The 26513-nt window shown below is 33.2% G+C and carries 25 protein-coding genes and 1 pseudogene; 1 reads left to right on the plus strand and 25 read right to left on the minus strand.

Annotated elements, in window-relative coordinates; all coding sequences use genetic code 11:
- From lspA to bshC, 21 genes are all read right to left on the minus strand, one after another.
- Positions 1-477 (minus strand): signal peptidase II, encoded by a 477-nt coding sequence (lspA, locus tag KA878_RS05680; protein WP_075108623.1) that lies wholly within the window; start codon positions 475-477, stop codon positions 1-3.
- 115 nt (positions 478-592) lie between these two features.
- A complete protein-coding gene (locus tag KA878_RS05685) occupies positions 593-1072 on the minus strand; it encodes a CHAP domain-containing protein (RefSeq protein ID WP_075108622.1) in 480 nt (159 codons plus the stop codon).
- 4 nt (positions 1073-1076) lie between these two features.
- Positions 1077-1871, minus strand: a complete 795-nt coding sequence (locus KA878_RS05690) for a VOC family protein (protein WP_193839448.1) — start codon at positions 1869-1871, stop codon at positions 1077-1079.
- Positions 1872-2219: 348 nt separating this feature from the next.
- Positions 2220-3725, minus strand: a complete 1506-nt coding sequence (locus KA878_RS05695; protein WP_193839449.1) for an NmrA family NAD(P)-binding protein — start codon at positions 3723-3725, stop codon at positions 2220-2222.
- 205 nt (positions 3726-3930) lie between these two features.
- Complete coding sequence (gene ileS / locus KA878_RS05700; RefSeq protein ID WP_193839450.1) at positions 3931-6681, minus strand: isoleucine--tRNA ligase; 2751 nt, start codon at positions 6679-6681, stop codon at positions 3931-3933.
- 228 nt (positions 6682-6909) lie between these two features.
- A complete protein-coding gene (locus KA878_RS05705) occupies positions 6910-7608 on the minus strand; it encodes a DivIVA domain-containing protein (protein ID WP_193839451.1) in 699 nt (232 codons plus the stop codon).
- A 42-nt stretch (positions 7609-7650) separates the two neighbouring features.
- Positions 7651-8448 (minus strand): YlmH family RNA-binding protein, encoded by a 798-nt coding sequence (locus tag KA878_RS05710; RefSeq protein WP_193839906.1) that lies wholly within the window; start codon positions 8446-8448, stop codon positions 7651-7653.
- A gap of 65 nt (positions 8449-8513) precedes the next feature.
- On the minus strand, positions 8514-8804 hold the full coding sequence (locus KA878_RS05715) for a YggT family protein (RefSeq protein WP_193839452.1): 291 nt from the start codon (positions 8802-8804) through the stop codon (positions 8514-8516).
- Between the two features lie 11 nt (positions 8805-8815).
- Positions 8816-9409, minus strand: coding sequence for a cell division protein SepF (locus tag KA878_RS05720; RefSeq protein ID WP_193839453.1), 594 nt, complete (start codon positions 9407-9409; stop codon positions 8816-8818).
- Positions 9410-9420: 11 nt separating this feature from the next.
- Complete coding sequence (locus KA878_RS05725; RefSeq protein ID WP_193839454.1) at positions 9421-10089, minus strand: YggS family pyridoxal phosphate-dependent enzyme; 669 nt, start codon at positions 10087-10089, stop codon at positions 9421-9423.
- A gap of 97 nt (positions 10090-10186) precedes the next feature.
- Positions 10187-10978: a peptidoglycan editing factor PgeF gene (gene pgeF, locus KA878_RS05730; protein ID WP_193839455.1), complete on the minus strand. Its 792-nt coding sequence runs from the start codon at positions 10976-10978 to the stop codon at positions 10187-10189.
- 229 nt (positions 10979-11207) lie between these two features.
- On the minus strand, positions 11208-12389 hold the full coding sequence (gene ftsZ, locus KA878_RS05735; RefSeq protein ID WP_107629863.1) for a cell division protein FtsZ: 1182 nt from the start codon (positions 12387-12389) through the stop codon (positions 11208-11210).
- Between the two features lie 29 nt (positions 12390-12418).
- Complete coding sequence (ftsA, locus tag KA878_RS05740; RefSeq protein WP_193839456.1) at positions 12419-13855, minus strand: cell division protein FtsA; 1437 nt, start codon at positions 13853-13855, stop codon at positions 12419-12421.
- Positions 13856-13958: 103 nt separating this feature from the next.
- Positions 13959-15284, minus strand: a complete 1326-nt coding sequence (locus KA878_RS05745; protein ID WP_193839457.1) for an FtsQ-type POTRA domain-containing protein — start codon at positions 15282-15284, stop codon at positions 13959-13961.
- A 15-nt stretch (positions 15285-15299) separates the two neighbouring features.
- Positions 15300-16649 carry a UDP-N-acetylmuramoyl-L-alanine--D-glutamate ligase gene (gene murD, locus KA878_RS05750; RefSeq protein WP_053029188.1) on the minus strand — a complete coding sequence of 450 codons (1350 nt, stop codon included), beginning with the start codon at positions 16647-16649 and terminating at the stop codon, positions 15300-15302.
- Between the two features lies 1 nt (position 16650).
- A complete protein-coding gene (gene mraY / locus KA878_RS05755) occupies positions 16651-17616 on the minus strand; it encodes a phospho-N-acetylmuramoyl-pentapeptide-transferase (RefSeq protein WP_053029187.1) in 966 nt (321 codons plus the stop codon).
- Between the two features lie 243 nt (positions 17617-17859).
- Complete coding sequence (locus KA878_RS05760) at positions 17860-20178, minus strand: penicillin-binding protein (protein ID WP_193839458.1); 2319 nt, start codon at positions 20176-20178, stop codon at positions 17860-17862.
- Positions 20159-20560: a cell division protein FtsL gene (gene ftsL / locus KA878_RS05765; RefSeq protein ID WP_053029185.1), complete on the minus strand. Its 402-nt coding sequence runs from the start codon at positions 20558-20560 to the stop codon at positions 20159-20161. Before ftsL ends, KA878_RS05760 begins: the two co-directional genes overlap by 20 nt.
- A 13-nt stretch (positions 20561-20573) precedes the next feature.
- Entirely contained in the window at positions 20574-21509 is a 936-nt protein-coding gene (rsmH, locus tag KA878_RS05770) for a 16S rRNA (cytosine(1402)-N(4))-methyltransferase RsmH (RefSeq protein ID WP_075108608.1), read from the minus strand.
- Positions 21510-21523: 14 nt separating this feature from the next.
- Positions 21524-21955, minus strand: coding sequence for a division/cell wall cluster transcriptional repressor MraZ (mraZ, locus tag KA878_RS05775; RefSeq protein ID WP_053029183.1), 432 nt, complete (start codon positions 21953-21955; stop codon positions 21524-21526).
- Between the two features lie 142 nt (positions 21956-22097).
- Positions 22098-23711 (minus strand): bacillithiol biosynthesis cysteine-adding enzyme BshC, encoded by a 1614-nt coding sequence (gene bshC, locus KA878_RS05780; RefSeq protein ID WP_193839459.1) that lies wholly within the window; start codon positions 23709-23711, stop codon positions 22098-22100.
- Positions 23712-23900: 189 nt separating this feature from the next.
- Here bshC and KA878_RS05785 point away from each other — a divergent pair, with 189 nt between their 5' ends.
- Positions 23901-24344: an N-acetyltransferase gene (locus tag KA878_RS05785; protein ID WP_053029181.1), complete on the plus strand. Its 444-nt coding sequence runs from the start codon at positions 23901-23903 to the stop codon at positions 24342-24344.
- 212 nt (positions 24345-24556) lie between these two features.
- Here the strand turns inward: KA878_RS05785 and KA878_RS05790 are convergent.
- The 4 genes and pseudogenes from KA878_RS05790 to KA878_RS05805 all read right to left on the minus strand — a co-directional run bounded on the left by KA878_RS05790 (position 24557) and on the right by KA878_RS05805 (position 25896).
- Positions 24557-25258 (minus strand): annotated as a pseudogene (locus KA878_RS05790) (YjjG family noncanonical pyrimidine nucleotidase).
- 109 nt (positions 25259-25367) lie between these two features.
- On the minus strand, positions 25368-25502 hold the full coding sequence (locus KA878_RS05795) for a beta-class phenol-soluble modulin (protein WP_075108605.1): 135 nt from the start codon (positions 25500-25502) through the stop codon (positions 25368-25370).
- A 64-nt stretch (positions 25503-25566) separates the two neighbouring features.
- Entirely contained in the window at positions 25567-25701 is a 135-nt protein-coding gene (locus KA878_RS05800; RefSeq protein ID WP_070855429.1) for a beta-class phenol-soluble modulin, read from the minus strand.
- 60 nt (positions 25702-25761) lie between these two features.
- Complete coding sequence (locus KA878_RS05805) at positions 25762-25896, minus strand: phenol-soluble modulin PSM-beta-3 (RefSeq protein WP_011276028.1); 135 nt, start codon at positions 25894-25896, stop codon at positions 25762-25764.
- Positions 25897-26513 lie beyond the last annotated feature (617 nt).

Genomic DNA, 26513 nt, shown 5'->3' on the forward strand with positions numbered 1-26513 from the left:
CTACTCTTTCGAATTTGCATCTTTAAGTAAGGCAATGATGATGAATAATACACCTATTGTTAGACTTGAATCCGCAACATTAAATATTGGAAAATCATATCCGAAAATAGTCGTATCAACAAAATCAACTACTTCACCATTTACTAATCGATCAATAAAGTTACCTAATGCGCCTGCAAATAATAAACTAATTGCAACTTGCATAAACAGATTATACTTTGCTTCTTTAATATAAAATAATACAAGTACGACGAGAATTATAAGCGTAATAATATAAAAGAATCCCATTTTACCACTTAATATTCCCCACGCCGCACCGTTATTTCTATGTGATGTTATATTTAAAAAATTGGGAATAACCTCATACGAATCACCAATATTCATTGTTGTAGCTATTATACGTTTAGTTACTTGATCAATGATTAATATTGTGATTGCTACGATTAAAGATATCGTTATATAATATTTCTTTTTCATTCACGTGCCTCCATTCACACACTACACTTTGACAACACTCTACATTATAGCTTACTCCCATACATAAAAAAAGCTACAGTTACAAATAACTCATGAGAGGTGTAACTGTAGTTCACTATGCTGTTTCATTTTTATTTTCCTTTGGATGAATATAATTAAATTCGTCTACTTGATTGTCATGAACTGTTCTTTTTGTCACTTCATACGGTTTATTATAGTTCATATCAAATACTGTTAGCGACCCATCCTGGTGAACTTTATCTATATATGCTACATGACCATATTGACCTTTAGGATATTGCAAAATTGCGCCAACACTAGGTTCATTATTTACTGTATATCCTTCTTCATCAGCTTTGGCAGCCCAATACTTAGCATCACCCCATTTATTGCTAATCATATTACCATCTTGTCGTATTCTGTCAAACACGTAATACGTACACTGCCCCTTAGCATATAAATTGAATTTCATTGGATTCTTTTCCCAAAAATGAATTGTAGGTTGCGTCATATCTTGATTATCAATACCATCATATATTGCACCAACAGTGAAAAGTGCACTACCTAAAAACATTATAGCTATAAATTTCTTCATTTAATCACACTACTTCTATAAAATTAAATCTAAATTGAAGTCCGTCTGGACCCTTAACATCGATATGCGTTGTTTCAGGATAATAATAATCAATTAATGCGAGACCATATGTGATAGGATTCATAACGCGCTTTGTACTTGATAACCATTGATTAATTGCTAAATGATGATGATATTGATTTGAAGACATATAGAGTGAAAACTTATCCAAATATGCAGATGTTTCAAGCCCAAAATAGTTTAAATAATATGATTTGACTTCAGACATACGTATCGATTTAAGAGATACATTTCCAATTTTAGTTCCTTTAGGAATGCCTTGCCAAGTTTGATCTGTTACATGCGTTAATAATCGTGGAACATGAATTGCTTCAACATCCAATTTCACATATTTATTATCGTACACCCAGTCATCTATATCGTGATCGACATAAAACTTAAATGCATTTCCCTCTGGATCTTCAATAAAAAGAGAGGTACAGACACTTTGTTCTCCACCATTTACTGGAATTTCAAAATCTGTCATTTGTACAAGTAAATCTGCTAAATCTGCTATATTAGGAAGCAATATACCTATATAAAATAATCCGGCTTCAGATAACAGCGGTTCCCTACCATTTACAATTTCTTTTAAAGTTATAAAATGATTAGATTGACCAATCTCATATTGGACAGATTGGTGTGTTTCGGTAATCACTTCAAATCCTAATACCGTTTCATAAAATGGTCTTAAATTAGCTAAATTTCTCACATTTAACGTGATACCATTTACGAAATGTGCATGCTTGGAATGAAACATTGTAGCCTCCTAATATGACTGTAAATCAATTGCATCATTTTTATTGGATGCATTAATCACTTTGATGAAAATAATACTTTTTATTTTACCTTAAAATCTATCAAATTTTATCAGTCTTTGTATGTATATTGCAATTTATGTTTTTTTAGTTCGCTCTTATAAATACCGACTTCAAAATAAAGTATTTACATTTTACTTAGTTTCCTTTTTTAAAATATACGCTAATATATAATAAAGACAATTTCTATATTATTTTAATAGAAATTGTCTTTTTCAACTATATATACACTATAACTCGGACGTTCTTTTAAAACAAATTAACGTATGCATTATATCAATATGGATGATTTATGCTTTAATCAGATGATATATTTTTGATCCTAGATAAGCACCCACAATCGCACCTGTAGTCATCGCTACAGTACTGAATAGCTGATTATTGTATGATGATGCTTGTTTATCTTCTTCAGCACGTTTATTCATATGATTTACAAATAATTCCATAACTGTTTTATGAATATTAGCTTGTGTATATTTATAAACTACCCAAGGCAATGTCGGCTCATATTCTTGTAACGCAACGATTGCTTCATTCGTATCTAAAATACGTCTAAATTCAAATCGAGCATTGCCACCATTATTGGATAATGCTAAATTGCCACCTACGATTTTGTAAACAATCATATCCTCAGAAGAATCTTCCATATCACGTTCCATTTTTAAGATAAATTGATTCGTAAACGGCAGTGTAATATCAAATTTATTTTCATTTATAGTGCCATTGATTAAATGTAACGTAATATTGTTAATAAACGTTGCATATGTTTTAGCCACATCTTCCATTGAATAATTGGCCGGAATACTAAAACGTGATATTGCTCTTACATCTTTGATGCTTTCTTTTTTACTTTCACTTGATGATTTTTTGTTTTTATTTTGTTTTTGATTCATTTTATTTTCTTCATTTAGCGCTTGTTCTACACTTTCTTCATATGACATCTTACCAATAGATATATCAGGATGTGTGCGTTCTGGTTGTGGAATCATATCATGAACTAAACTATTCATAAGTGGGTAAACCATCTCTTTAGGCACCTGTGAAATAAGTTGTACCCAATATCGACTAACCCAAATAGGGATAATTGGTAAGTCAACGATTGGTAAACGTTTATTTAACACTACTGCCGTGCGTTGTATTAATTCCTTATAATTCATAATTTCTGGACCTGTAATATCAAAAGCCTCATTATGTTGTGGTGTACGTTTGACTAATAGTGCGAGTTTATCAATAACATCGTTGATTGAAACGGGCGCAATCATATGATATGCCCAACTAGGTAAGACCATTCCGGGTAAACGTTCAACTAAACGTTTTAAAATCGGGTAAGAACTTCCCTTTGCCCCAATAATTAAACCTGCTCGCAATGTGCTAACCGGTATGCCATAAGAGCCAAGAATTTTCTCACATTCTAAACGACTACGTAAATGCGCCGACAGCTTGTCTTCATTGGGAATTAAACCACTCATAAAAACAATATGTTTTACGCCTTGTTTTTTAGCAGCTCTCGCAAAATTATCCGCTAATAAGGCATCCATATCTTCAAAATTTGCTTGCGTCAATTTAGCATTAGGCATCATAGAATGAACAAGGTAAATTGCAGTATCTACCCCTTCCATAACCTTTGTGATTTCATCTAAATCAAATAAATCAGCAGCTTTCCAAGTGACATTCTGTTCATTTTCTTTATTTTTAGTGTTTCTTGAAATTGCTATAATTTCGTAATTCTCTTTTAATTGCGCTTTCAAGTGTCCACCAATATAGCCAGATGCACCTGTTAATAAAATTTTACTCATCGTTCCACCTCTGTTTATTAAAAATTCGTTCTGTCATTTATCTATGAATATATCTTTCTAAATAACCTTAAATCAAAAAGCGAAACATTGTGTATTATTATTCTTTTTATGTATAAATTATATTGCGAATATTAAAAAGGAGCAGGACAATGAAATAAATTTTAGAAAAATTATTTCTGTCCAGCTCCTTTTTGCTCACATACTATTAAACTAACGTTTTAACTACTTGTTGGCATCGTGGGCATAAGTGTTCTAATTCACCTACTGCGCCTAATGCTTCAGTGTAGTTCCAACATCTTTCACATTTTTCGCCTTCAGCGTGGTCAATTCTGATATCACCATGTTGGTAAGTCTCTGCATTGTCCACAGCATCTGTAACTTCAACTTGTGAAACTATGAATAATTGTTGTAAATCTTCAAATTGTTGTAAGAACGCTGCAGCTTTAAAGTTGTCGTTATTACCAATAACAACTTTTGCTTCGAGTGATTTACCGATTACTTTATTGTTACGTGCTACTTCTAATGCTCGGTTAACATCATCACGTAATGCCATTAATTGATTCCATTTATCAAGTAATGCTTGATCAACTTCAACTACTTTAGGCATATCAGCTAAATGAACACTTTCTTCTTTCACATGTGGTGTGTGTGTCCAAACTTCTTCAGCTGTGTGGACTAAAATAGGTGCTAATAATTTCGTCATATCAACTAAGATTTGGTATAACACTGTTTGCATACTGCGACGTTTATGCGCATTTTTCTCTTCGATATAAAGGATATCTTTACCATAATCTAAATAGAAGTTACTTAATTCAACATTAATAAAGTTTTGAACTTCTTGATAAATGTTTAAATAATCAAAGTTATCATAATGGTTAATTGTGCTTGCAGTGAATTCACGTAAACGGTTTAATAAGTAACGGTCTACTTCTAATAATTCAGATTCAGGAATTGCATCTGTTTCCGGATTGAAATCGTTAATGTTACCTAACATGAATCTTAATGTATTTCTAATTTTACGATAAACATCAGATGTTTGTTTTAAGATTTCATCAGAAATACGAACGTCAGCTAAGTAATCCGTACTACTAACCCATAATCGTGCGATATCAGCACCCTTTTGTTTTACAACTTGGTCTGGAACAATAACATTACCAAGTGATTTACTCATTTTCTTACCTTCACCGTCCATTACAAAGCCGTGAGATAATAAGAATTTATATGGTGCTTGTCCTCTTGTTGCCACAGCAGTAGTAATTGAAGAGTTAAACCAACCACGATATTGGTCACTACCTTCAAAGTATAAATCTGCAGGGAAACTTAATTCTGGACGATTTTCTAATACACCACGATGTGATGAACCTGAGTCAAACCAAACATCCATGATATCCATTTCTTTTGTAAACGTACCATTTGGACTACCAGGATGTGTAAATCCTTCAGGTAATAAGTCTTTCGCTTCTTTTTCAAACCAAATATTTGAGCCATGTTCTTCAAATAAATCTGCTACATGGTTAACCGTTTCTTTAGTCATGATAATATCGCCGTTTTCAGCATAAAATACTGGTAATGGTACACCCCATACACGTTGACGAGAAATAACCCATTCTCCGCGATCACGAATCATATTATAGATACGTGTTTTACCCCAATCTACTTTGAAGTCTGTGTCTTCAATTGCATCTAAGATATCTTGTCTTACCTTATTGATTGAAGCAAACCATTGTGGTGTTGCACGGAAAATAACTGGTTTCTTAGTACGCCAATCATGAGGGTAACTATGTGTAATAAAGTTAAGTTTTAATAAAGCATTTTTTTCAGTTAATAAATCAGTAACTGCTTTGTTAGCTTTATCGTAAAACATACCTTCAAATTGTCCGCCTTCTTCAGTGAACACACCTTTATCATTTAAAGGACTAATTACTGGTAAATCATATTTTTGTCCAACGATATAGTCATCTTCCCCGTGACCAGGAGCGGTATGAACACAACCTGTACCTGCATCAGTTGTAACATGGTTACCGTTAATTACAAGTGATACACGATCTAAGAATGGGTGTCGGGCTTCAACGTACTCTAATTCTTTACCTGTAAATTCTTTTTCTAATTGAATTGCTTCTTTATCCCATTCTAATGCTTCTGCTACATTTTCAGATAAAGCTTGTGCAATGATATATTTCTTACCATTCACGTTATATTGACCATATTTAAGTTCAGGGTGAACAGTAATCGCAACGTTTGATGGAATAGTCCATGGTGTAGTTGTCCAAATAATAAATTGTGCATCTTCATCTACAATACCTTTTGAATCTTTTACATCAAACGCAACATAAATTGATGCTGAACGTTTATCATGGTATTCAATTTCCGCTTCAGCTAAAGATGATTCACTTGAAGGTGACCAATAAACAGGTTTTTTACCTTTATAAATTAATCCTTTATCAGCCATTTCACCGAACAAACGAATTTGTGCCGCTTCATATTCTGGTTTCAAAGTGATGTATGGATCATTGAAGTCACCACGCACACCAAGACGTTTAAAGTCTTTCTTTTGTAATTCAATTTGTTCTAAAGCAAATTCTTTGCATTTTTCTCTAAATTCGGCAATTGACATTTTTTTACGATCAACGCCTTTTTTAGTTAAAGCTTGTTCAATTGGTAAACCGTGCGTATCCCAACCCGGAACGTATGGTGCATAAAATCCTTGCATCGTTTTATAGCGGACGATGATATCTTTAATGATTTTATTTAATGCATGTCCCATGTGTAGATTACCATTCGCATACGGTGGACCATCATGTAGGATATAAGATTGGTTACCTTTATTTTTTTCTAGTGCTTTTTGGTATTGGTTGTTAGCTTCCCATTGTTCTTGGATTTGAGGTTCTTTATTTGGCAATCCACCACGCATTGGGAAGTCAGTCTTTGGCATTAATAAAGTATCTTTATAGTTCATAATTGTTTTCACTCCTTAAATGTAAAAAAGAACTCTAAGTTCAATTAAAAAGGGACGGAATGACCGCGGTACCACCCTTGTTAACTCAACTTAGAGTTCTCTCATATATATCGTATTACTTTGTCTAAGTCAGTGATATAAGAGATAGACTTTTATTAGGCTTTCACCGACCCTAATTCGCTGTAAAAAGTTGATTATCTCCTACGTGTCTGTCTTATTTGATAACATTTATTTATTTGTATTTGATGTTGATTCACTTTGACTCACACTTGCCTCTGAAGCAACAGGTTCACTTGTACTAGTAGCGTCGCTTGTACTTAGTGAATCGGTTGATTGGCTATCACTTTCGCTCGTAACCGCACTTTCAGATTGCTGAGCCTGAGCTTTAAGTTGTTCCTCAGGTGTAATATCTTGACTATTTAAATGTTGAAAATTTTCTTGCGTAACTTGTTCTGCATCGATATCGTAGTTGAGTAAATAATCCCAATCGTCATTTTTTAATAAATCTAATTGAGCTTCCACTAACATACGGAAACGAGATCTAAAGATTTTAGATTGACGTTTCATATCTTCCGTTTGGAATGATAAATGACGCGCTTTCTCAATAGCATCATTTACGATTAAGTCTGCTTGTGCCTGCGCTTTACTAATCACAGCTTCCGCTTCTTTATTTGCTGCTTGTTTTGTTTCTTCGCCAGCTTGTTGTGCTTGAACAAGTGCATCGCTAACTGATTGATGTACTTGTTGATAAGATTTAATATTAGTATCTCTCTCTTCAATTACTTTTTCAAGTTGTTTTTTTTCATCTTTTAATCGTTCAATTTCATGACTTAATTGATTTAAATAATCACTTACTTCAGCTGGTTCAAGACCATTTTTCACTTTTGTAAATTCTTTATTTTTTATTTCACTAGGTGTAAAAGGCATCCTACATCCTCCTTAAATCAATTTTAAATTGACTTCTATTTATTACTTAAACAATGTTCGATAATTAATGTGTATTTTGTCTTTTTTAGTTCTACCACCTATATCAGTGATTTGGGCCCTTCCAAATCCTTGAATAGATAATAAATCATTGGTTTGTATTTGAAAATCTGGTGAATCAATAATCGTATGATTCACTTTGACACGTTTCTTTTCAATTAATTGTTTCGCAATTGATCTAGATTTATGAATCATTTCTTTTACGACGACATCTAATCTCAATGCGCTTACAGTACTTCCTTGAATTTTCCAATTCTCTACTGATTGTATCATATCTTTAAATGGAATAGAATTAAGTTTAACTGTAGCACCTTTAATCTTTGTTAATTCCAACATAATATATGATTCTAGTTGCTTTGTCAAAACAAATTGAATATGTTCTCCTACAATGATATCTCCGACTTGTTCTCTTTCAATTCCTAATGACATGAGTGTGCCTAACACATGCTGGTGTTGAAGATGAACAAACTTTTCAGGGTAATTAATCTGAATTAATACTTCTTCAAAATCGTCTTCCTCTGGATCAAAATAACTTGGTGCTATCATTCCTCTTCTTCTTTCAGCGTGATTTCCACCAAAAAATGTCACATGCATATCTTCATAACTGCCTGTGATAACTTCAAGAATATATTGCCCTCTCGGATCAAGAAAGTTTGTCAAAATAGGTGCATACTGCTGTTCGACCTGATCACACTTATCTATTAATTGATCGATTAGCACTTGCTCTTCATCTCTAAAATGTTGATAAATATCGATTACTGTTACACCTCTCTTATATCTAATTCAAATGATAAAAGAGGTTGAAACAAACATTTGTATTGTCTCAGCCTCTTCAACTTCATTAATTATTACACTAAATAAATAAGTATCATATTAAAAATACTTCTTAACCCAGCTTGGAATAATACAAGTACAAACAAAGCTACAAGTGAAGAAATGTCAATCATTCCAATTGGTGGGATAATCTTTCTAAATGGTTCTAAAAATGGTTCATATAATTTACCTAGTATTTGGCCTAATTTAGATTCTCTAACACTTGGTACCCAAGATGTAAAGAAATATATAATCATTCCAAAATAATATATTTGTACTAGAAATATTATAAAATCAAAAATAGTAGCTAATAAACCTACATCCATATAATGTCTCCTTATTCGTAGTGCTGCGTTTCCATTTGTTCAATGTGGTCTGTGATACTTCCCGCAACTTCCACGTTATCAGGTGTACAAAGGAATATGTCAGTACCTACACGTTGAATATCCCCACCAATCGCATAAACTGTACCACTTAAGAAATCAATAATACGTTTAGCTGAAATTTTGTCAATGCGTTGTAAATTAACTAATGTAGCGCGACGGTTTTTTAATTCATCTGCGATATCTTGCGTATCAGAAAATACACGTGGCTCGAATAAGCACATTTTTGAACTTTCGTTGCCACTATAGCTTTGCGACGATTGATTCATCGTCACAACATTTTTACTGTTTGACTTTGATGGTGGTTGATTCATACGCACATTCCTTTCTTCTGAGTTATAATTTCTTGATGCTTTCTTTTGCGGTACGCTCTTTAATTTACTTTGATTGCTATATGAACGTTCAGATTGTTGTGGTTGATTCTGCTGAACATGGTTTGTTTCTGTTTCTTCATTCTGAACTACACGACGTTGTCGCTCTTCAGGGCTTTCTACTTCCTCTTCATCATCCATTAGAAAAAAATTATTAAATAAATCTTTAATAGCCACGGGGCTCACTCCTATTCTCCAACAAGTTTAGTCCCTATTCTTATAAATGAAGCACCTTCTTCTACAGCAATTGCATAGTCATTACTCATTCCCATAGATAAATCATCACATGGTGCATAATCTAATTTAAGGTTTTTAATTTCATCTCGTTTTAATCGTAATTGTTTAAATAACTGACGAATATAAGCTGTATCATCTGTATAGGGTGCCATAGTCATTAATCCGACAATTTTAATGTTATCATATTGTTTCATTTGTTCTATGAAGTGATTAACTTCATTCAAAGCAATACCATGTTTAGATTCTTCACCTGAGACATTAACTTGTACGAAGCAGGCAATCTCATGATCAGCTCGTTTATTAATTTCCTTAGCTAGACTAAGTCGATCTAATGCATGCAGGTAATCAATGTCGTTAATTACTTCTTTTACTTTTCTAGATTGTAAAGAACCTATAAAATGCATCGTAACATCGTCAGGTAACGCAGATTTCTTCTCTAAAAAGCCTTCTAATCTGTTTTCACCAAAATGTCTTAGCCCAGCATCATAAGCTTCTTTAGCACGGTCTATTGTAACATATTTTGTCACTGCAATCACGTTTGGCAAGGAACTTGCTTCACTATTTTCAAAGTGTGCTTGAATTTCACTTTCAATATTTTTTAAATTATCTTTTACGTCCATATTCTACCCAACCTCTTTAACATTTGTTAAGTACAATGATTATTAATATTTGTTTTCACATACCTATTGTATTTCGACAATCATTACTTTAAATAGCTTATTTTTGTCCTATAAATGCCAACATTCTTCCTGTTTGGCCCTTTTCAATACGATATGAAAAGAAAAGAGACAAATCTTCTGATGTAGCATAATCAGTAATATATATATTGTCCATTGGCACACCATAATGATGAAGTAATAATGCATTAGCACGTTTTAAGTCAATGCCATGTCGATTTTCTCCACGTGTCTCAATATATGACTCTACATTAATTGGTAACGTTTCAAACTTCGATTTAATATCATCATTAATTTCATACGTCGTTGATGTCGATGGTCCTATCACTATATTTAAATCTTTTAAATCAAAATCAATTTGTTTTAACATTTCATTAACGATTTGGCCATAAGTACCTCGCCATCCTGCATGTGCTAAACCTATATAGTGGTGTTTCTCACTGTAAAAGTAAACGGGTACACAGTCTGCATAACACATAGTTAATAACGTATCAGATTCATATGTATACATCCCGTCGATACCATATAGTTCATCTGTTAAACTATTAATGTTAGTCCCACGATGACTTTGTGTAATCTCAATCACACGATTTTCATGTGTTTGAATCGGGAATACCCAATGCGCGCTTTCAAATCCAATTGCATCCGCCAATATTTCTTGATGTTTCGTAATATTTTCAGGTTCATCATCCACATATCTGGCCATATTAAATGACGCTTCAGGATATAGGCTATAGCCACCCTCTCTTGTAATGAATCCCAAATTTACACGCATCAAGTCTTTAGATTCATAATTTAAGTAATGGGGATACTTCACAAACTTCTCTGACACGAAATCAAACCACCTTAATTTTATGTTTTATATTTATCGATTTAAAAAGCCTTACTCTAAAATTGAATATAATTATATTATATAACAATCTTCACTTTACTTGAAAGTAAATAAAAAGGGAGCGAACATGAATCCACAAGTGAATTCGTCGTTCTACTCCCTTTTAGGAATGATTAAGACGATAAAAACACTTAATCATACAACGAAATATAGTCTAAACTTATTTGAATTAACGTCTAGTTCTTCTAGAACGTCTTTCTTCTCTATTTCTGATAAAGCTAGGAATGTCGTCATCTTTAGTAGTATGACTTCTTTCAGATACGCTTTCAGAAGAACGCGTGCTTGATGAACTTTGAGAGAATGATTCTTCTCTAGGTGTACTTGCTTGAGATGAAGTACCTGAAGTTGCACTTGTTCCGAAACCTGTGCTTGAAGCTTTACGTCCTTGTGAAGTTGGTTTGTCTTCAAAACCTGTTGCAATTACAGTAACTACGATTTCATCTTGTAATTCAGGATTGATAACTGTACCAAAGATCATATTCACATCTTCATCTGCTGCATCTTGTACGATGTCAGCTGCTTCTTGCGCTTCGAATAATGAAAGTGATTCTCCACCAGTGATGTTCATTAACACACCTTGAGCACCAACGATTGAAGTTTCAAGTAATGGTGATGAAATAGCTTTTTTAGCTGCTTCAACTGCTCTATTTTCACCAGAAGATACACCAATACCCATTAATGCTGAACCTTGGTTAGACATGATTGTCTTAACGTCAGCAAAGTCTAAGTTTACTTCACCTGATACAGCAATTAAGTCAGAGATACCTTGAACACCTTGGCGTAATACATTATCTGCTTCTTTAAATGCTTCCATCATAGGTGTTGATTTGTCAACGATGTCTAATAAACGGTCGTTAGGGATAACGATTAATGTATCTACAGCTGCTTTCATAGCTTCAACACCAGCAGCTGCTTGTGTTGAACGTTTACGTCCTTCAAATCCGAATGGACGCGTTACAACACCTACAGTTAATGCTCCCATTTCTTTAGCAATCTTAGCTACTACTGGTGCAGCACCTGTACCAGTACCGCCACCCATACCAGCAGTTACGAATACCATATCTGCGCCTTGGATAGCATCTTCAATTTGTTCACGAGATTCTTCAGCTGCTTTTTTACCAATTTCTGGGTTAGCACCTGCACCAAGTCCACGTGTTAATTTCTCACCAATTTGGATTTTAGATTCTGCTTTAGATAAGTTTAAAGCTTGTCCATCTGTGTTAATTGCAATAAATTCTACATTATTCATACCATGGTCGATCATACGGTTAACAGCGTTATTACCGCCACCACCTACACCGATGACTTTTAATGTCGCTAAATGATTAAATCCTTGTTCAAATTCTAACATTTATATTTCCTCCTAGTCTTAATGGCCCATCATTCAAATAGAGATTTCATAAGTTTTTTAAATTTACCCTCTTCTTTTTGAGGTTTTTCTTGATCATCATCATAATGTTCTGTCGTATCGTGATGAGTTTCATGGCTTTCATACTTATCATCGTCGCCTACTTTTTCTGTTCTTTCATGTGGTTCGTTGTAGTCTTCTTCATAAGTATCTTCATTTTTATTTGACTTACGTTTAAACCAGTCAAATCCACCAGATTTAGAAGTATGCTCTTTTTCGTTATCTTCAATAACTTCTTCTTCAAATTCATCATTATCTTGATAACTCATTGTAACATAATCTAGCAGCTCATCAAAAGTGATGCTACTAGATATAGTAGAAATCGCTGATGTGAATTCTGGTTTTCTGATACCCATTTGTGATGGTGTATGAATTCTGATTTTTTCATTTACCATCGTATTGAGTAATTCTTTAACGCCTAATAAATTTGAAGAACCACCTGTTACAATGAAACCGCCGTTTACTCGTGTTAAACCTAAGTCGACTAATACATCAAATACCTCATCAAAGATATCTTGCATTGTTCTCTCAATTACTGCACTTAAGTCTTTTTGAGTATATTCTACTAATTCATCACTATCTACTTGGTCAACGCTGAATACATCTTGTTCTGATGCTGAATTAGCAAAAGCATGACCATACTGATGTTTAATCTTTTCAGCTGTTTCATATGTAGTATTTAATTCTTCAGCAATATCATCAGTAATATCGCGACCTGCTAATTCAATTGAATCAGCATCTACTAATTCGCCACGTTCATAAAAGGCTATTTGTGTTAAATCTTCACCAATATCAATAACACACGCGCCTAATTCTTTTTCAGTGGCAGTAAGAATTGAACCATAGTTATATGCATCTGAATAAACATCTAAAACGTCTACGCCACATGATTCTACACATTTAATCATGTTGATTAAAATAGATTTGTGAATTGCAATAACCCCAGCTTCAACTCTCAATGAGTGTCTAGCAATTAATTCTTTAGGGTCTGATACTTCGTTATCCCCATCTACTATAAAACGAATCGGGAAAACATCAATGACATCAGTATCCGCTACATCATTTTTTTGACGAATACCTTCTAGCACTTCTTCAATATGTGTGCCGTTTATTTCAGTATCTTCATAAAAATCAATTTCATTTGCTTCATCATATACTTCTGTACCTATGATAGGTAATTTTAAGAAAACTTCTTTAATGTCTACACCTGATGCGATAGAAGCTTTTTTAATTGTATCTTTAACTGCTTGTTTAGCAATGTCGAAATCATCAATTAATCCGTTCTTAATACCGCTAGTGTAGGTTTGTCCTGTACCTATCACATTGATACCATTGTGAAATTTCTCGCCTACTATTGTTTTTACACTTGATGAACCAATATCTATGCTTACATAGTAATGTTCCTCCATAGATAGGCACCTCCTGACAAATTACTATTAAAATACACTATGTTTAGTTTACAATACGTCGAAAGGCTTGTGAACTATAAACACATATTAATATCGAAATTTTTTAATTATTTGAATCTGATTGTTCGTTAATTTTATTTAATGCACTTTGTAACTCATCTTTTGCATCTGTTTCTTGTTGTGATTTTTGACGAACATTTTGATCAGATTTAGAATCTCCGCTACTATTTTCATTATACGGGATAAATGATGCACCTACAGATAAATCTATATATCCTTGTGTTTTTAGATTTCCTGAATCATCTTTCGCTAAAGATTGTGACATTTGAGGGTAATATTTAATTTTATTAGCAATTGTTTTGATATTACCTACCACTTGCATGTCATCTTGCATATATAAAAGAATTCGATTAGGACTGTTTTGTTTGGGTGCGTAACTCACCTCTGAAATCATATCTCTCACTTCTGGAGACATCTTAGACAACGCTTTAATCATGTTATCTTTTTCTTTACCTTTAAATCCATCTATAATTGGACCGCTACCGGCAATATTACCATCAAAGTTTTTCAATTCTTCGTTGCCTTCAATGATTGGCACATATTTATTTTTCTCTTTGACAACACCCACAACTTGATTTTCAGTTATTTGTACTTTCAATGTATTAGGTAATTGTTTTTTAATTTTAACGTCTTTGATTAAATCGTTTTTCTTCAGATTTTGAATCCCTTTACGTTTACTATACGTATACATCCTTGAATTGTCTTTAACATCTAAAGCTTTTTCAACTTGACTATCAGTTACGTTGTTATTTCCACTAATTTTAATATTTGAAATTCTACTTAGTGGTGTAAACATATAAAGTAAAAATAAGATAATTAACAGTATTAAAACGGTTAGGATAATATACTGAACTCTTTTTTGACGTTTCCTTCGCTGAATTCTTAGTTGTTCTTTTCTTTCTTGAGGTGATAAATGATCGAATCGAGCATCCTTTTCACGCTTTCGTCTCTTACGATTATCGTTAAATTCTTTCAACCTATCTTTGACAGTAAATTTGTGCGTAGGTTCTTCTGACTGAGTAGAAAGCGTATGCCTTTTCTCTGGTTTTTCACTATCATGACTATGATTATTCTCGGCTTTTTTCTCTATGCTTTTATGCGATGGATCACTAGATGTATTTTGTTCTAATGATTCAGAATCCTTGATTTGGCTTTCCGTTTTCTGTGTGTCTGCTGAATTGTTCTCATTTTCTCGATTTGATTCATCAGTTTGCTTTTTTATTTTATACAATTGATCATCATCAGTGGGTAAGTCATTATTATTTACATGATTTGAAAGGTGGTCTTCATTATTTAGTTCTCGATTTCTCTTTTCGATAAGACTTTGAATCGAGCTCACCTTATTATTTTTACGTCGTTTATCTTTCACTTGATTTCACAACCTTTAATAAGATGGTAAGTGGGCACGGAAGCTCTCTATAAATCTTTCTCCACGTTCTTCAAATGTATTATATTGATCCCAACTTGCACAAGCTGGAGATAATAAGACAACATCATTCGGTTCAACTACATCTTGTACTTTTTTCACTGCATCTTCAATATCTGTAGCTTTGACGACGATTTTGCCTTGACTATTGCCAAGTTTAGCAAATTTTTCTTGCGTTTGACCAAAAACAACCATAACACGAACATTTTTCATATAAGGGATTAATTCATCAAATTCATTCCCACGATCTAAACCACCACATAACCATACTATAGGTTGTTTAAAGGAATTTAATGCAAACTGTGTTGCTAATGTATTCGTAGCTTTAGAATCGTTATAATATTTATTCGTGCGATTGGCGCCAATATATTGCAATCTATGATCTATGCCGGAGAATGTCGTTAAACTATCAACGATGGCCTTTATTGGGACACCAGCTAGAATAGAGGCCAATACCGCAGCTAGAATATTCTCTAAATTGTGCTCACCTGGTAGAACTAAATCATCTATATTTATGATTCTTATGCCCTTATAGATAATAAAGCCATCTTTAATGTAAATACCGTCAACTTCCTGATGTGTAGAGAAATACAGTGTCTTAGCTTTTAAATTCTCTGACTCAATTAATTGTCTTTGATGATAATTACATATTAAATAATCATCTTCGGTTTGATTTTTATAAATTTGTTTCTTAGCATTTTGATAATTTTCAAGCGTTTCGTGATAATCAAGATGCGCTGAATATATGTTTGTAATAATTGCAATATGCGGACGATATTGCTCTACACCTAATAATTGAAAAGATGACAATTCAGTTATAAGAAATTCATCTGGCGACGTTTCTTGTGCTACTTTAGATGCCACATAACCTATATTTCCAGATAAACGACCAGTCAATCTACTTTTCTTGAACATATCTCCTATTAAAGAAGTGGTAGTTGTTTTACCATTGGTACCAGTAACTGCAATAATAGGTGCTTCAGATATTAAATAGCTTAATTCGACCTCAGTTAAAATCTTTAAATGACGTTGATAAGCCTCTTTAATAATAGAAACGGTGTATGGGATACCAGGGTTTTTGACAATAATAGGATTATTATCAAGTAACGATAAAGGATGACCACCATCAACAATTTTAACACCTAATGCTTCTAAATCTTTGGCATGTGGATCTTGAGATAAATCTTTGCCATCATTGACTGTTACATTTGCACCTAGTTTAATTAGTAACTTAGCTGCTTCATATCCGCTTTTTGCTAATCCTACCACAAGGACATCTTTATTTTCTAATCCTTTATAATCGAGCATGCTAATGCACTCCTATCCATAATCCGATTAATCCTGAAATTAAACCAACTGTCCAAAATACTGTTACAACTTTCCATTCTCCCCAACCACTTAATTCAAAGTGATGGTGGATTGGGCTCATCTTAAAGATACGTTTTTTTGTAAGTTTGTAAGAAGCAACTTGTAACATAACTGAAGCTGTTTCGATTACAAATACTAATCCAACTAGTAATAATGATAATTCTTGATTTAACATAATTGAGATTGTAGCAAAAATACCACCTAAGGCTAAACTACCTGTATCACCCATAAATACTTTTGCAGGATTAAGGTTATATGGTAGAAAACCTAATAAAGCAAAAATCATTATGATACAAAATGCACCAATTGCTGGTGAATCTAAAACAAAGCTCATAATGGCATACATTGTAAAACCAATGATTGATAGTCCTGTTGCTAAGCCATCTAAACCATCTGTTAAATTCACAGCATTTGAGAATCCAACTTGCCAAAATACGATAAAAATAACGTAAGCAAATGATAATGGAATGCTAATATTTGTAAAAGGTATATTTAGATCAGTTGAAAACGCTATAAGATGAAATACGTCACTAAGTACAAAGAATACTATTGCAATAGCGATTTGTGCTAAAAATTTCTGTTTGCTTGTTAAACCTTGATTGTTCTTCTTAACTACGATGATGTAATCATCTATAAAGCCAATCAAACCAAAACCAATGGTTACAAATAATAATAATATGATTGGATTTGAATTATCTACAAAGAAAATTGCAATAATTGACGTAATGATAATACTAATTAAAAAAGTCAAGCCACCCATTGTAGGTGTTCCTGTCTTCTTCATATGACTTTGCGGACCTTCTTCACGAATACTTTGTCCAAATTTCATTCGCTTAAGTGTTGGGATTAATATTGGTACTAAAATAAAAGTAATTAGTAGTGCGATAAACGCGAGTATAAAAAGCATAATGGTCTCCTTTATATATTTAATTTTTAAACGTTGTACTCTGAGTTAACTTCGTTATAATATCTTATTTATTTTATCAATATTTGTAAGTGAATTCATTTAAATATGAGTACAGTATTGAATGAAACACTTTGATGATGCGTAATTTATAAAAACATCAGTGTTCATCCAATACCTGTACCTCATCATCTACCTTTTCAAGACAATGTCTGATTACTTACTAGCGTTGTGCGTCGTACTGGACTACTCGTCTTGGCCAGATGAACGAGATGAATCTTCTTTGTTGTCTTCCCCACTAGTGTCAGAAGACGAATTTGATTTGTCTTTATCTGACGAATCATCACTTGATTGTTCTTTATTAGAAGCATCATTTGATGTTGAATCATTAGCACTAGCATTTGTCGACGTGTCATCAGGGTCTTCAGTAGATAATTCAATTTCAACTTTACTATTATCTTTTAATGTTATTCCACTCGTAACCGATTGTTTTGTGACGTAACCACTACCTTTTGTTGTAACGTTAATGCCGGTTAATTCTTGGAAGGCAAGTACATCATCTTTTGTCCAACCCTTCATATTTGGCATTGTGATATCGCCATCGGTTAATAAAAGCACTTTACTATTAGGCAATAGTTTTTTGTTTGGTTTAATCGATTGCGATTTAACATTATCTCCATTACCAATAACTACTGCTTGTAAATCTTCAGATTGCAGACTTTCTTTCGCTTTATCTGTAGACTGTCCTGATACATTCGGAACTTTTGAATATTGTGCTGATTTTGTTTCATCAGTTTTAGAACCTACATTTAAATATTTAAGTGTATTTTCCATGATTGGTTTAAATGCTTTACTTACACCCATTTCATAGGCTTCTTGGTCGTTTTTCTGAGCTAAACTCATTCCAGCATAAACGATAACCTTAGGATTTTTCTTAGGTGCGTCGCCTATGAAACTTACAAAGTAAGGGTTCTCACCTTTAACATAACCGCCACCATTTTCATCTGCTACTTGGGCGGTACCAGTTTTACCTTCAATATCATAGCCGTCTACTCTATAGTTCATCGCATGACTTTTCTTACTATTAACTACTTTATCTAGTTCAGTTTCTACTTTACTTGCAGTTGAAGCAGTGATGGGTTTGCCCGCAAATTCTTTTTTGCCTTGATAGAATGTTTTCTTAGAAACTGGATTGTTAATACTTTCAACAAACCAAGGTTTCAACATATTGCCATCATTAAAGAAAGCAGATTGTGCCTGAATCATTTGTACTGGCGTTACAGTTGTAGATTGTCCAAATGATGATGTTTTTTGTTGTAATTCATTTGACCAGGCAATATGGCCTTCAGCTTCACCATCAAATAGGCCGCCTGTTTTTTTACCAAAGCCAAATCGTTCATACCAAGATTTCATTTTGTCAGCACCTACAAGGTCTTGTAAATGCATCATCAATGTATTTGAAGAGTAAGTGAATCCAAGAGACATTGGGATTTCTCCCCAACCAGTTCTATTCCAGTCAGAAATTCGAGACCCCATAATATCACGGTGTCCAGACTCATATTTCTTATCAGGATCAAACTTACCTTCTTGTATAGCTGCTGCTAAACCGAATGATTTAAATGTTGAACCAGGTTCATACGTATTTTGATATAAGTCGTTTGCCCATTTTTTTCCAAAGTTTTCGCCAGTTTCTGGGTTAAACGTAGGTCGTTGACTAAAAGCTAAGATCTCACCCGTTTGTGCATCCATCACAACAGCAAATAAATCTTTTGGTTGATATCGCTTAACCATATCATCCAGTGCTTCCTCTACGAACACTTGAATATTAGAGTCAATCGTTAAATGAACATCGTCGCCACGTTTAGGTGATTTTTCATTTTTAGTATTTGGAGCTATATATCCCCAAATATCTTGAATATACGACAACGCACCTTTAGTACCACTTAAATAACTGTCAAAGATTTTTTCTACACCAAGTGCACTTTTTAATTCGCCTGTATCCGGATTTTTCTGAGCCATCCCAATTAAATGAGACGCGAAATTACCATTTGGATAAAATCGTTCAGTTTCTGGATATAATGTGATGCCAGGTAAATCCATTTTTTCGAGTTTTTGCTTATCTTGATACGTTAAATTGGTTCCTTTTTGCCCAAATTCTACTTGGAATGCTTTTTTCTGATTAAGCCTTTTTTCAATTTCTTCAGGTTTCATATCTATAATTTTAGATAATGCTTTAGCAGTTTTTTTCTTATCTTCAACATAGCGTGGTTTATCACCACTTTTACCTGCACTTTTATCGACAACAGCCACAACTTTGTATCTTTCTACATCTTCTGCGAGAATTTTACCGTTTCTATCGTAGATCTTACCTCGTTCCGCCTGTTCATTGGTTTGAACAAGATACTTTTCATTTGCCCGCATAACTAAATCTTGTCCATCTGAATGACCTGTAATCATTATGTACGCATATCTTAAAACCAATATAAAAAAGAGCAGTCCGAATATACCAACAAGGAGGACTGCTCCTAATTTATTTTTTCTAATTTTAATTTTTCGCTTCGCCATTTGTACGCACTACCTTTACATTGTCGTTATTTAGGCTCATACCTTGTGCTTTAGCCTTGTCGTAAATGCGTTGGTAAGAAGAACTTTTCTTTATTTCAGATTGAATCGCGCTATTTTCACTTGATTGTTGTTCAATTTTAGAATCTAAATCTGCAATTTTTCCATTAGTATCATACGCATCCATTTTTAAAGATAGCATATAGATAGCAATAACTGCAATTGCAGTAACAAGTGTTATGTATAAGTATTTCTCAAACCTTGTGAGTTGAACTACAACCTTTTTTGTGACAGTTCGTGTTTGTGGTTTGGGTTGAGGTTGTTGTTTCGGTATACTATTGTGCTGGACGTCTTCATATGGTTCATATATTTCTTCTACAGCCATCGTCAATTACTCCTTATTTTAAAATTTCTGCAACACGTAATTTTGCACTGCGCGCTCTGTTATTTTCATCCAAATCTGTGTCAGTTGCCGTTATTGGTTTACGATTTACTCTTTTAAGTTTAGGTGTGTAAGCTTCAGGAATAATTGGTAACCCTCGTGGCACTTCAGGACCCTTTTCATACTCTTGGAACATTTGCTTACATAATCTGTCTTCTAAAGAGTGGAAAGTGATTACTGAAATTCTGCCTCCAACTTTCACAAGCTCAATCGCTTGTTCAATTGAATCCTCGAATGCAGATAACTCATCATTGACTGCTATACGTATAGCTTGAAATACACGTTTTGCAGGATGACCACCTTTTCTTCGAGCTTTAGCAGGAATGCCTTCTTTGATGATGTCAACTAGCTCTAATGTAGTTTCGATAGGCTGATGTTCACGATGTGCTTCGATTCGTCTCGCTATTTGTTTAGAAAATTTTTCTTCTCCATAACGATAAAAAATCTTAACAAGCGCTTCATATGGCCATTGATTGACTACTTCATATGCGCTAAGTTGCTGCGTTTGATCCATTCTCATATCCAGTTTGGCATCATGATGATAACTAAATCCTCGCTCTGGAACATCTAATTGTGGACTCGAAACGCCTAAGTCATAATAAATTCCGTCTACCTTTTCAATGTTCAAATTTTTCAAAATGTCAGTCAATTCTCTAAAATTACTATGTACGAACGTGACTTTGTGTAGATGATCTTTCAATACTTCTTTAGCATTATCTAATGCTGTTGTGTCTTGATCAATCGCAATTAATCTACCGTCATCGTTTAATTGATTTAATAAATAGAGAGCATGACCCGCGCCACCAAGCGTACAGTCTACATAAATACCATCTTCCTTGATGTCTAGATAATCTATTGTTTCGTTGAGCATGACGCTAATATGATGAAACACGACTTATTCCTCCATTAAAAATCAAAATCTATTAAATCTTCAGCAATATCTTCGAAACTTTCCTCAGATTCATCATAAAAATCTTTCCAAATTTCTCTGTCCCAAATTTCAATTCGATTTGAGACGCCTATTACTGTACATTCTTTTGTTAAATTAGCGTATTTCCTTAAATTTTGAGGAATATTAATACGCCCTTGCTTATCCAATTCCACTTCAATCGCACCTGAGAAGAACATACGCATAAACTTACGTGCGTCTTTTTTTGTCATAGGTAAGGTTTTCATTTTGTCTTCTATTTGTTGCCATTCTTCAAGTGTGTAACCGAATAAACATTTATCAAGGCCTCGTGTGATAATAAAACGTTCGTTTAAGTCATATCTAAACTTAGATGGAATTATCATACGTCCTTTAGCATCAAGTTGATGCTCGTATTCTCCCATGAACATTATTATCACCTCACCTTATTTATAATTTACCACATATCCCCACTATCCTCCACTAATTCTGTAAAATATCTTAAAATTCTTTTTTCTATACAAAAAAACCCTATTTTATCATTTCGATAAAATAGGGCTAATGCCTGATTTATTAAGGTTTTACAATGATTTGATCAAATGTGTATTCAAGTGGTGGATAAGTGGAGGGACTGAACACATCAATCCCAAAATCATTCATAATTTGGAGTGGATTCCAAATTCTTTCTTGCAGTCCGTGGTGAGGATGTAATACGAAATCCAATTCTCTAAATTGTCTCATGCTAATATCATTTTCTCGTTCAATATTTAATAAATAGCGCTTAAGTAAATAATCAAATTGTTTATGATGAATGTCTCTATTTTTAGTAACTAAATTTAAATTGTCTTGATTTCCTTGAACTTCATTTAATAATTGCTCATATACATTGTCATGTTTAGCTTGCAATTCTTCTACTTGTTGAATGAAGGTGTTGGATGCTTTTTCTCGTACAAATTTATTTTTGTCATCATCAATACCAGTTTGAATTACTTTTTCAACATTCAAATTGTATTGCTTCAATAGCTTTTCTGTTCTCTCCATCATATAAGTGATTTTCATACGTGGTAAAACAATAGGCATTTCAACATCTAGTAATTGGAACACACCATTTAATTCTGCCCAATACTTAATCTCACTTGGGCCACCTATGAATGCTACAGTATTGAATAACCATTCTTCCATGACTGGTCTTGTGACAACGTTGTTTGAGAATCGCTCTGGCTCAGCTTCTATCAATTCCATGAGTTCCTTTTCTGAGAAAGTGCTCTCAGACTTACTTAATTTAAAATAGTCCCCATCTCTTGTAATTAATTGTCGCATCCCATCTTCATGAAGGAATAAATGAACATTCGTGTCAGTCTGAATCATTTGTGTTAACCCAGCCTCAATAGTTTGCTCTTGTGTTTGTCTAAATGCCTGATTAATTTTAGCGTGATGATTTACAATTTCTTTTAATAATGGTTTCTCCAGTTGTCTAAGGTTATTATTTTGTGCATCAATGAGTAACAAACCGTAATCTTTAAAGACTTCATGTAATAAAGCTTTAAAGATATCTGTCCATGTATCAAACGTATTAATAATATCCACACATAAGTTATATAAAGGTTTAGAATGCTTAGTTTCTTTTAATTCTTTGAAGAAAAGATTTAATGCATTGATTAGTGCTTCCTTATCAGGTGTATATCTTGAAACATTAGTTTCTGGTGGTGTCATTGTATGATATTTAACTTTCTTTACTTGTGCCTCATTGCCATTATATGCATACGTATGATTGACTTCATCAAAGTCATGATCTTCCCCGGCAATCCAAAATACTGGTACAACCGTTTCACCGTATGCTTTAGTTAGTTGATTACTTAACGTAACAATTGAAAGTATTTTATGGAACGTATATAAAGGTCCACCAAATAGACCGGCTTGTTGACCACCGATGACTACTTTTGCACCTTGTCCAAGCGCCTCTATGTGCTCTAGTTGAGAAGTCGTTAATTTTAAATCTGCCATTTCGTCTTTAATGATTTGTGCTAATTGTTGTTCTCTACCATTATTTGGACGTTCCATTCTCGCAGTGAAGCTAGATGATGCAACAGGATCATACTGATAAAACGCTAATAATCGCTTGTCACTTTCTTTTAATTTTGAAATAAATAAATCTTTTTCTTTAAACTGAGTTACTCGACAGTCCATATCCATACTCCTTCAACATAGCTATTACTCATATAGTATAAAGATTATAGCACTATATGACAATTTTACGGCTTAAAAAATTATAAATAGTATTGTAAAAGATGTCTTTGCTAAGGAAAATATAATTGAATGAAATTTACATATTATTTAAGTTATAATAAAACTAAAGAAATAAGGGGGATAACGAAAATGAGTGAAGTTAAACATCTTGAAATTAATTATAAAACAGACGAGTTATTTGAAGCTTTTAGAGCGTTTGGAAACAAAGATTTATACATGGTAGAAGAACTACAAGGTCAAATGATAGACGCTAGTTCCGATTCACCATTCTATGGCATTTTCCATGGTGAAAACCTTGTTGCGCGTATGGCGTTGTTAAAAAAAGGTGATGTTGAGGAAATTTATTTTCCAGAATTTGATGACTATTTACTATTATGGAAATTGGAAGTATTAGAGAAGTACCAAAATAAAGGATACGGCCAATCACTCATTGATTATGCCAAATCTTATAATATGCCTATCAAAGCGATTGCACGTCAAAATTCTAAAAACTTTTTAATCAATCAAGATTTTGAAGATGTTCATGCCAAAAACCCTGAAGGCCACGATGTACTTGTTTGGTCTCCTAAATAATCGTTTCATAGCGTGAACAAAAAAGTGATTCAAATCATTTCTATATAAAAACCAAGATTCAATTACTAGAAAAAAGCCAGTAAATGTGTTTTGACTTAATTCATTTACTGGCTTTAATTTTTGAAAAACTGAGAATTAATAGCTCACTAGCACAACTTGACATATGTGTGACGTTTCTGTTTGGAACCTGCTACGTTAAGCCCCGCACTCAGCTATGTTTCATTATCCATTTCAATTAATTTAACTAATTCGTCTAATGATTTAATTTCATAATCCGGCTCTATGTTAGAGGTGTTCTTCTTGTTTCTTATATTAAACCAGCATGTAGCGATATTAGCATTTTTGCCTCCTAATATATCTGAAGTTAACGAATCTCCTACGATAATGGCACTTTCGCGTTTCGCTTCACCAATTTCATCGAACACATAATCAAAAAATTCTATCATAGGCTTTTGATAGCCTGTCTCTTCTGAAATAAACACACCCGCAAATGTATCTATAAACTGTAATTGCGCAATACGTCTTTTTTGCGTATCAGTAACGCCATTCGTTACGATATACAGTTCATTATTTTGAGCTAAGCGATCTATGGTTTCTAAAGTTGAATCAAAGTGCTTAATAGGTGCCTTTGCTAATTCATCTCTAAACATAATATCCGCTTGTTTACCATCAACTTCTATACCATAATGATTAAAGTATTCAATAAAACGGTGGGATAGAACTTCTTCTTTAGTAAGTTTATTTTCTTGAAATGCCTCCCAATGTGCTTGATTAATTTGTTTAAAAAATTAAAAGTCTTCAGCTGTTGGATAATGTTGATAATGCTTTGCCATATTATGAAATGCTTTATCTTCAGCATCATAAAAATCAACTAAAGTATCATCGAAGTCTAATAGAATTGTATTATATTTCATCGTTTCATCCTTACTCATTATTTACTACTATGTATTTTAACAGAAATTGATCTATAAATTAAAAAAAGACCAGAGCGCTTGCCCTGGTCCATATGACTTAAAATTTATATTAGAAACCGAAGATTTTACCTAAAGCACTAATACCGTTTTCTACGATACCTACGATGTCAGTACCCATTTTACCCCAGTCTTTATCTTGACCTGATTGAATTGCTGATGCAATAGATTCTGCTAATTTTTGCATATTTATCTCTCCATTTCTGTTTGTATATTTATGATATTAACTAAGTTTTAAAAAAAGCGTTGAATTAGAAACCAAAGATTTTACTTAATTCTGTTACACCGTTAGAAATTACATCTAAAATGCTTGTACCTAATTTAGTCCAGTCTTGGTTTTGACCTGCTTCAATTGCACCTTTGATTGCGTTTGCGATTTTTTCCATGATAATAATCTCCTTTATAATGTAGATTTATATTTTAATGAAATGTTATTAGTCGAAATATTAGAATCCGAATAATTTACCTAAAATGCCAACACCGTTTTCTACGATACCTACAATGCTTGTACCTAATTTAGCCCAATCTTGGTTTTGGCCTGCTTGAACTGCATCTGAAATTGCTTGTACTAATTTTGACATTTAAATCGCTCCATTTCTTTTTAGCTAGAATATTTGAATCTTAATGCACTCGTTTGTTCGAAATACATTAAGCTATTTCTTAAAACTAAAAACGATGAATTGGTAAGTTTTTGTTTACCTATCGTTTTGATACTTATACTATATACCGATTTGTTGGTTTTGCGTTCTATCTTTCTTAACTCAAACATTAAACATCAAAACTGTAGGCATTTGATTTATTAGAATACACTTAGGCATTCATATATGTTGTACAAAATCAGACAATTCTGCAAACGTTTACAATACCTTTACATTCGCTTAAAATTAGATTATAAAAGCCTCGCTTAAACAGTTTATTTCATCAATTATAGTCCTTGCTAAGTTAATCTGTGTCTATTTTCATTCATAAAACAAAGCATAATCGTAAATAAACGCGTATTAATCAATGATCATACTAATTAAATGACATTACTTTATCAATACCATTCCTGTTCACGCATTTCATTGTACTACTATTGATAACTAACGTTGAAATTCAAAATCGGCAGATAGTATATAAAAGGTTTAACGTCTAATTTTGGTCAATTCGTTTCGTAAGAGTTACAAATGCGCATAATTAGTGAAAAATATAAACTTTT

The organism is Staphylococcus sp. GDY8P57P (assembly GCF_017892585.1).
Classification (GTDB): Bacteria; Bacillota; Bacilli; order Staphylococcales; family Staphylococcaceae; genus Staphylococcus; species Staphylococcus borealis.

What these genes read in the sequence shown, in the direction of transcription:
- ftsL (WP_053029185.1), bottom strand. Translation starts at nt 20,560, where the DNA reads ATGGCTGTAGAAGAAATATATGAACCATATGAAGACGTCCAGCACAAT.
- KA878_RS05800 (WP_070855429.1), bottom strand. Translation starts at nt 25,701, where the DNA reads ATGGAAAAAATCGCAAACGCAATCAAAGGTGCAATTGAAGCAGGTCAA.
- mraY (WP_053029187.1), bottom strand. Translation starts at nt 17,616, where the DNA reads ATGCTTTTTATACTCGCGTTTATCGCACTACTAATTACTTTTATTTTA.
- KA878_RS05725 (WP_193839454.1), bottom strand. Translation starts at nt 10,089, where the DNA reads ATGGACGTAAAAGATAATTTAAAAAATATTGAAAGTGAAATTCAAGCA.
- KA878_RS05795 (WP_075108605.1), bottom strand. Translation starts at nt 25,502, where the DNA reads ATGCAAAAATTAGCAGAATCTATTGCATCAGCAATTCAATCAGGTCAA.
- KA878_RS05690 (WP_193839448.1), bottom strand. Translation starts at nt 1,871, where the DNA reads ATGTTTCATTCCAAGCATGCACATTTCGTAAATGGTATCACGTTAAAT.
- KA878_RS05760 (WP_193839458.1), bottom strand. Translation starts at nt 20,178, where the DNA reads ATGGCGAAGCGAAAAATTAAAATTAGAAAAAATAAATTAGGAGCAGTC.
- ftsA (WP_193839456.1), bottom strand. Translation starts at nt 13,855, where the DNA reads ATGGAGGAACATTACTATGTAAGCATAGATATTGGTTCATCAAGTGTA.
- mraZ (WP_053029183.1), bottom strand. Translation starts at nt 21,955, where the DNA reads ATGTTCATGGGAGAATACGAGCATCAACTTGATGCTAAAGGACGTATG.
- KA878_RS05705 (WP_193839451.1), bottom strand. Translation starts at nt 7,608, where the DNA reads ATGCCTTTTACACCTAGTGAAATAAAAAATAAAGAATTTACAAAAGTG.
- KA878_RS05715 (WP_193839452.1), bottom strand. Translation starts at nt 8,804, where the DNA reads ATGGATGTAGGTTTATTAGCTACTATTTTTGATTTTATAATATTTCTA.
- ftsZ (WP_107629863.1), bottom strand. Translation starts at nt 12,389, where the DNA reads ATGTTAGAATTTGAACAAGGATTTAATCATTTAGCGACATTAAAAGTC.
- KA878_RS05695 (WP_193839449.1), bottom strand. Translation starts at nt 3,725, where the DNA reads ATGAGTAAAATTTTATTAACAGGTGCATCTGGCTATATTGGTGGACAC.
- KA878_RS05785 (WP_053029181.1), top strand. Translation starts at nt 23,901, where the DNA reads ATGAGTGAAGTTAAACATCTTGAAATTAATTATAAAACAGACGAGTTA.
- bshC (WP_193839459.1), bottom strand. Translation starts at nt 23,711, where the DNA reads ATGGACTGTCGAGTAACTCAGTTTAAAGAAAAAGATTTATTTATTTCA.
- murD (WP_053029188.1), bottom strand. Translation starts at nt 16,649, where the DNA reads ATGCTCGATTATAAAGGATTAGAAAATAAAGATGTCCTTGTGGTAGGA.
- KA878_RS05685 (WP_075108622.1), bottom strand. Translation starts at nt 1,072, where the DNA reads ATGAAGAAATTTATAGCTATAATGTTTTTAGGTAGTGCACTTTTCACT.
- ileS (WP_193839450.1), bottom strand. Translation starts at nt 6,681, where the DNA reads ATGAACTATAAAGATACTTTATTAATGCCAAAGACTGACTTCCCAATG.
- KA878_RS05805 (WP_011276028.1), bottom strand. Translation starts at nt 25,896, where the DNA reads ATGTCAAAATTAGTACAAGCAATTTCAGATGCAGTTCAAGCAGGCCAA.
- lspA (WP_075108623.1), bottom strand. Translation starts at nt 477, where the DNA reads ATGAAAAAGAAATATTATATAACGATATCTTTAATCGTAGCAATCACA.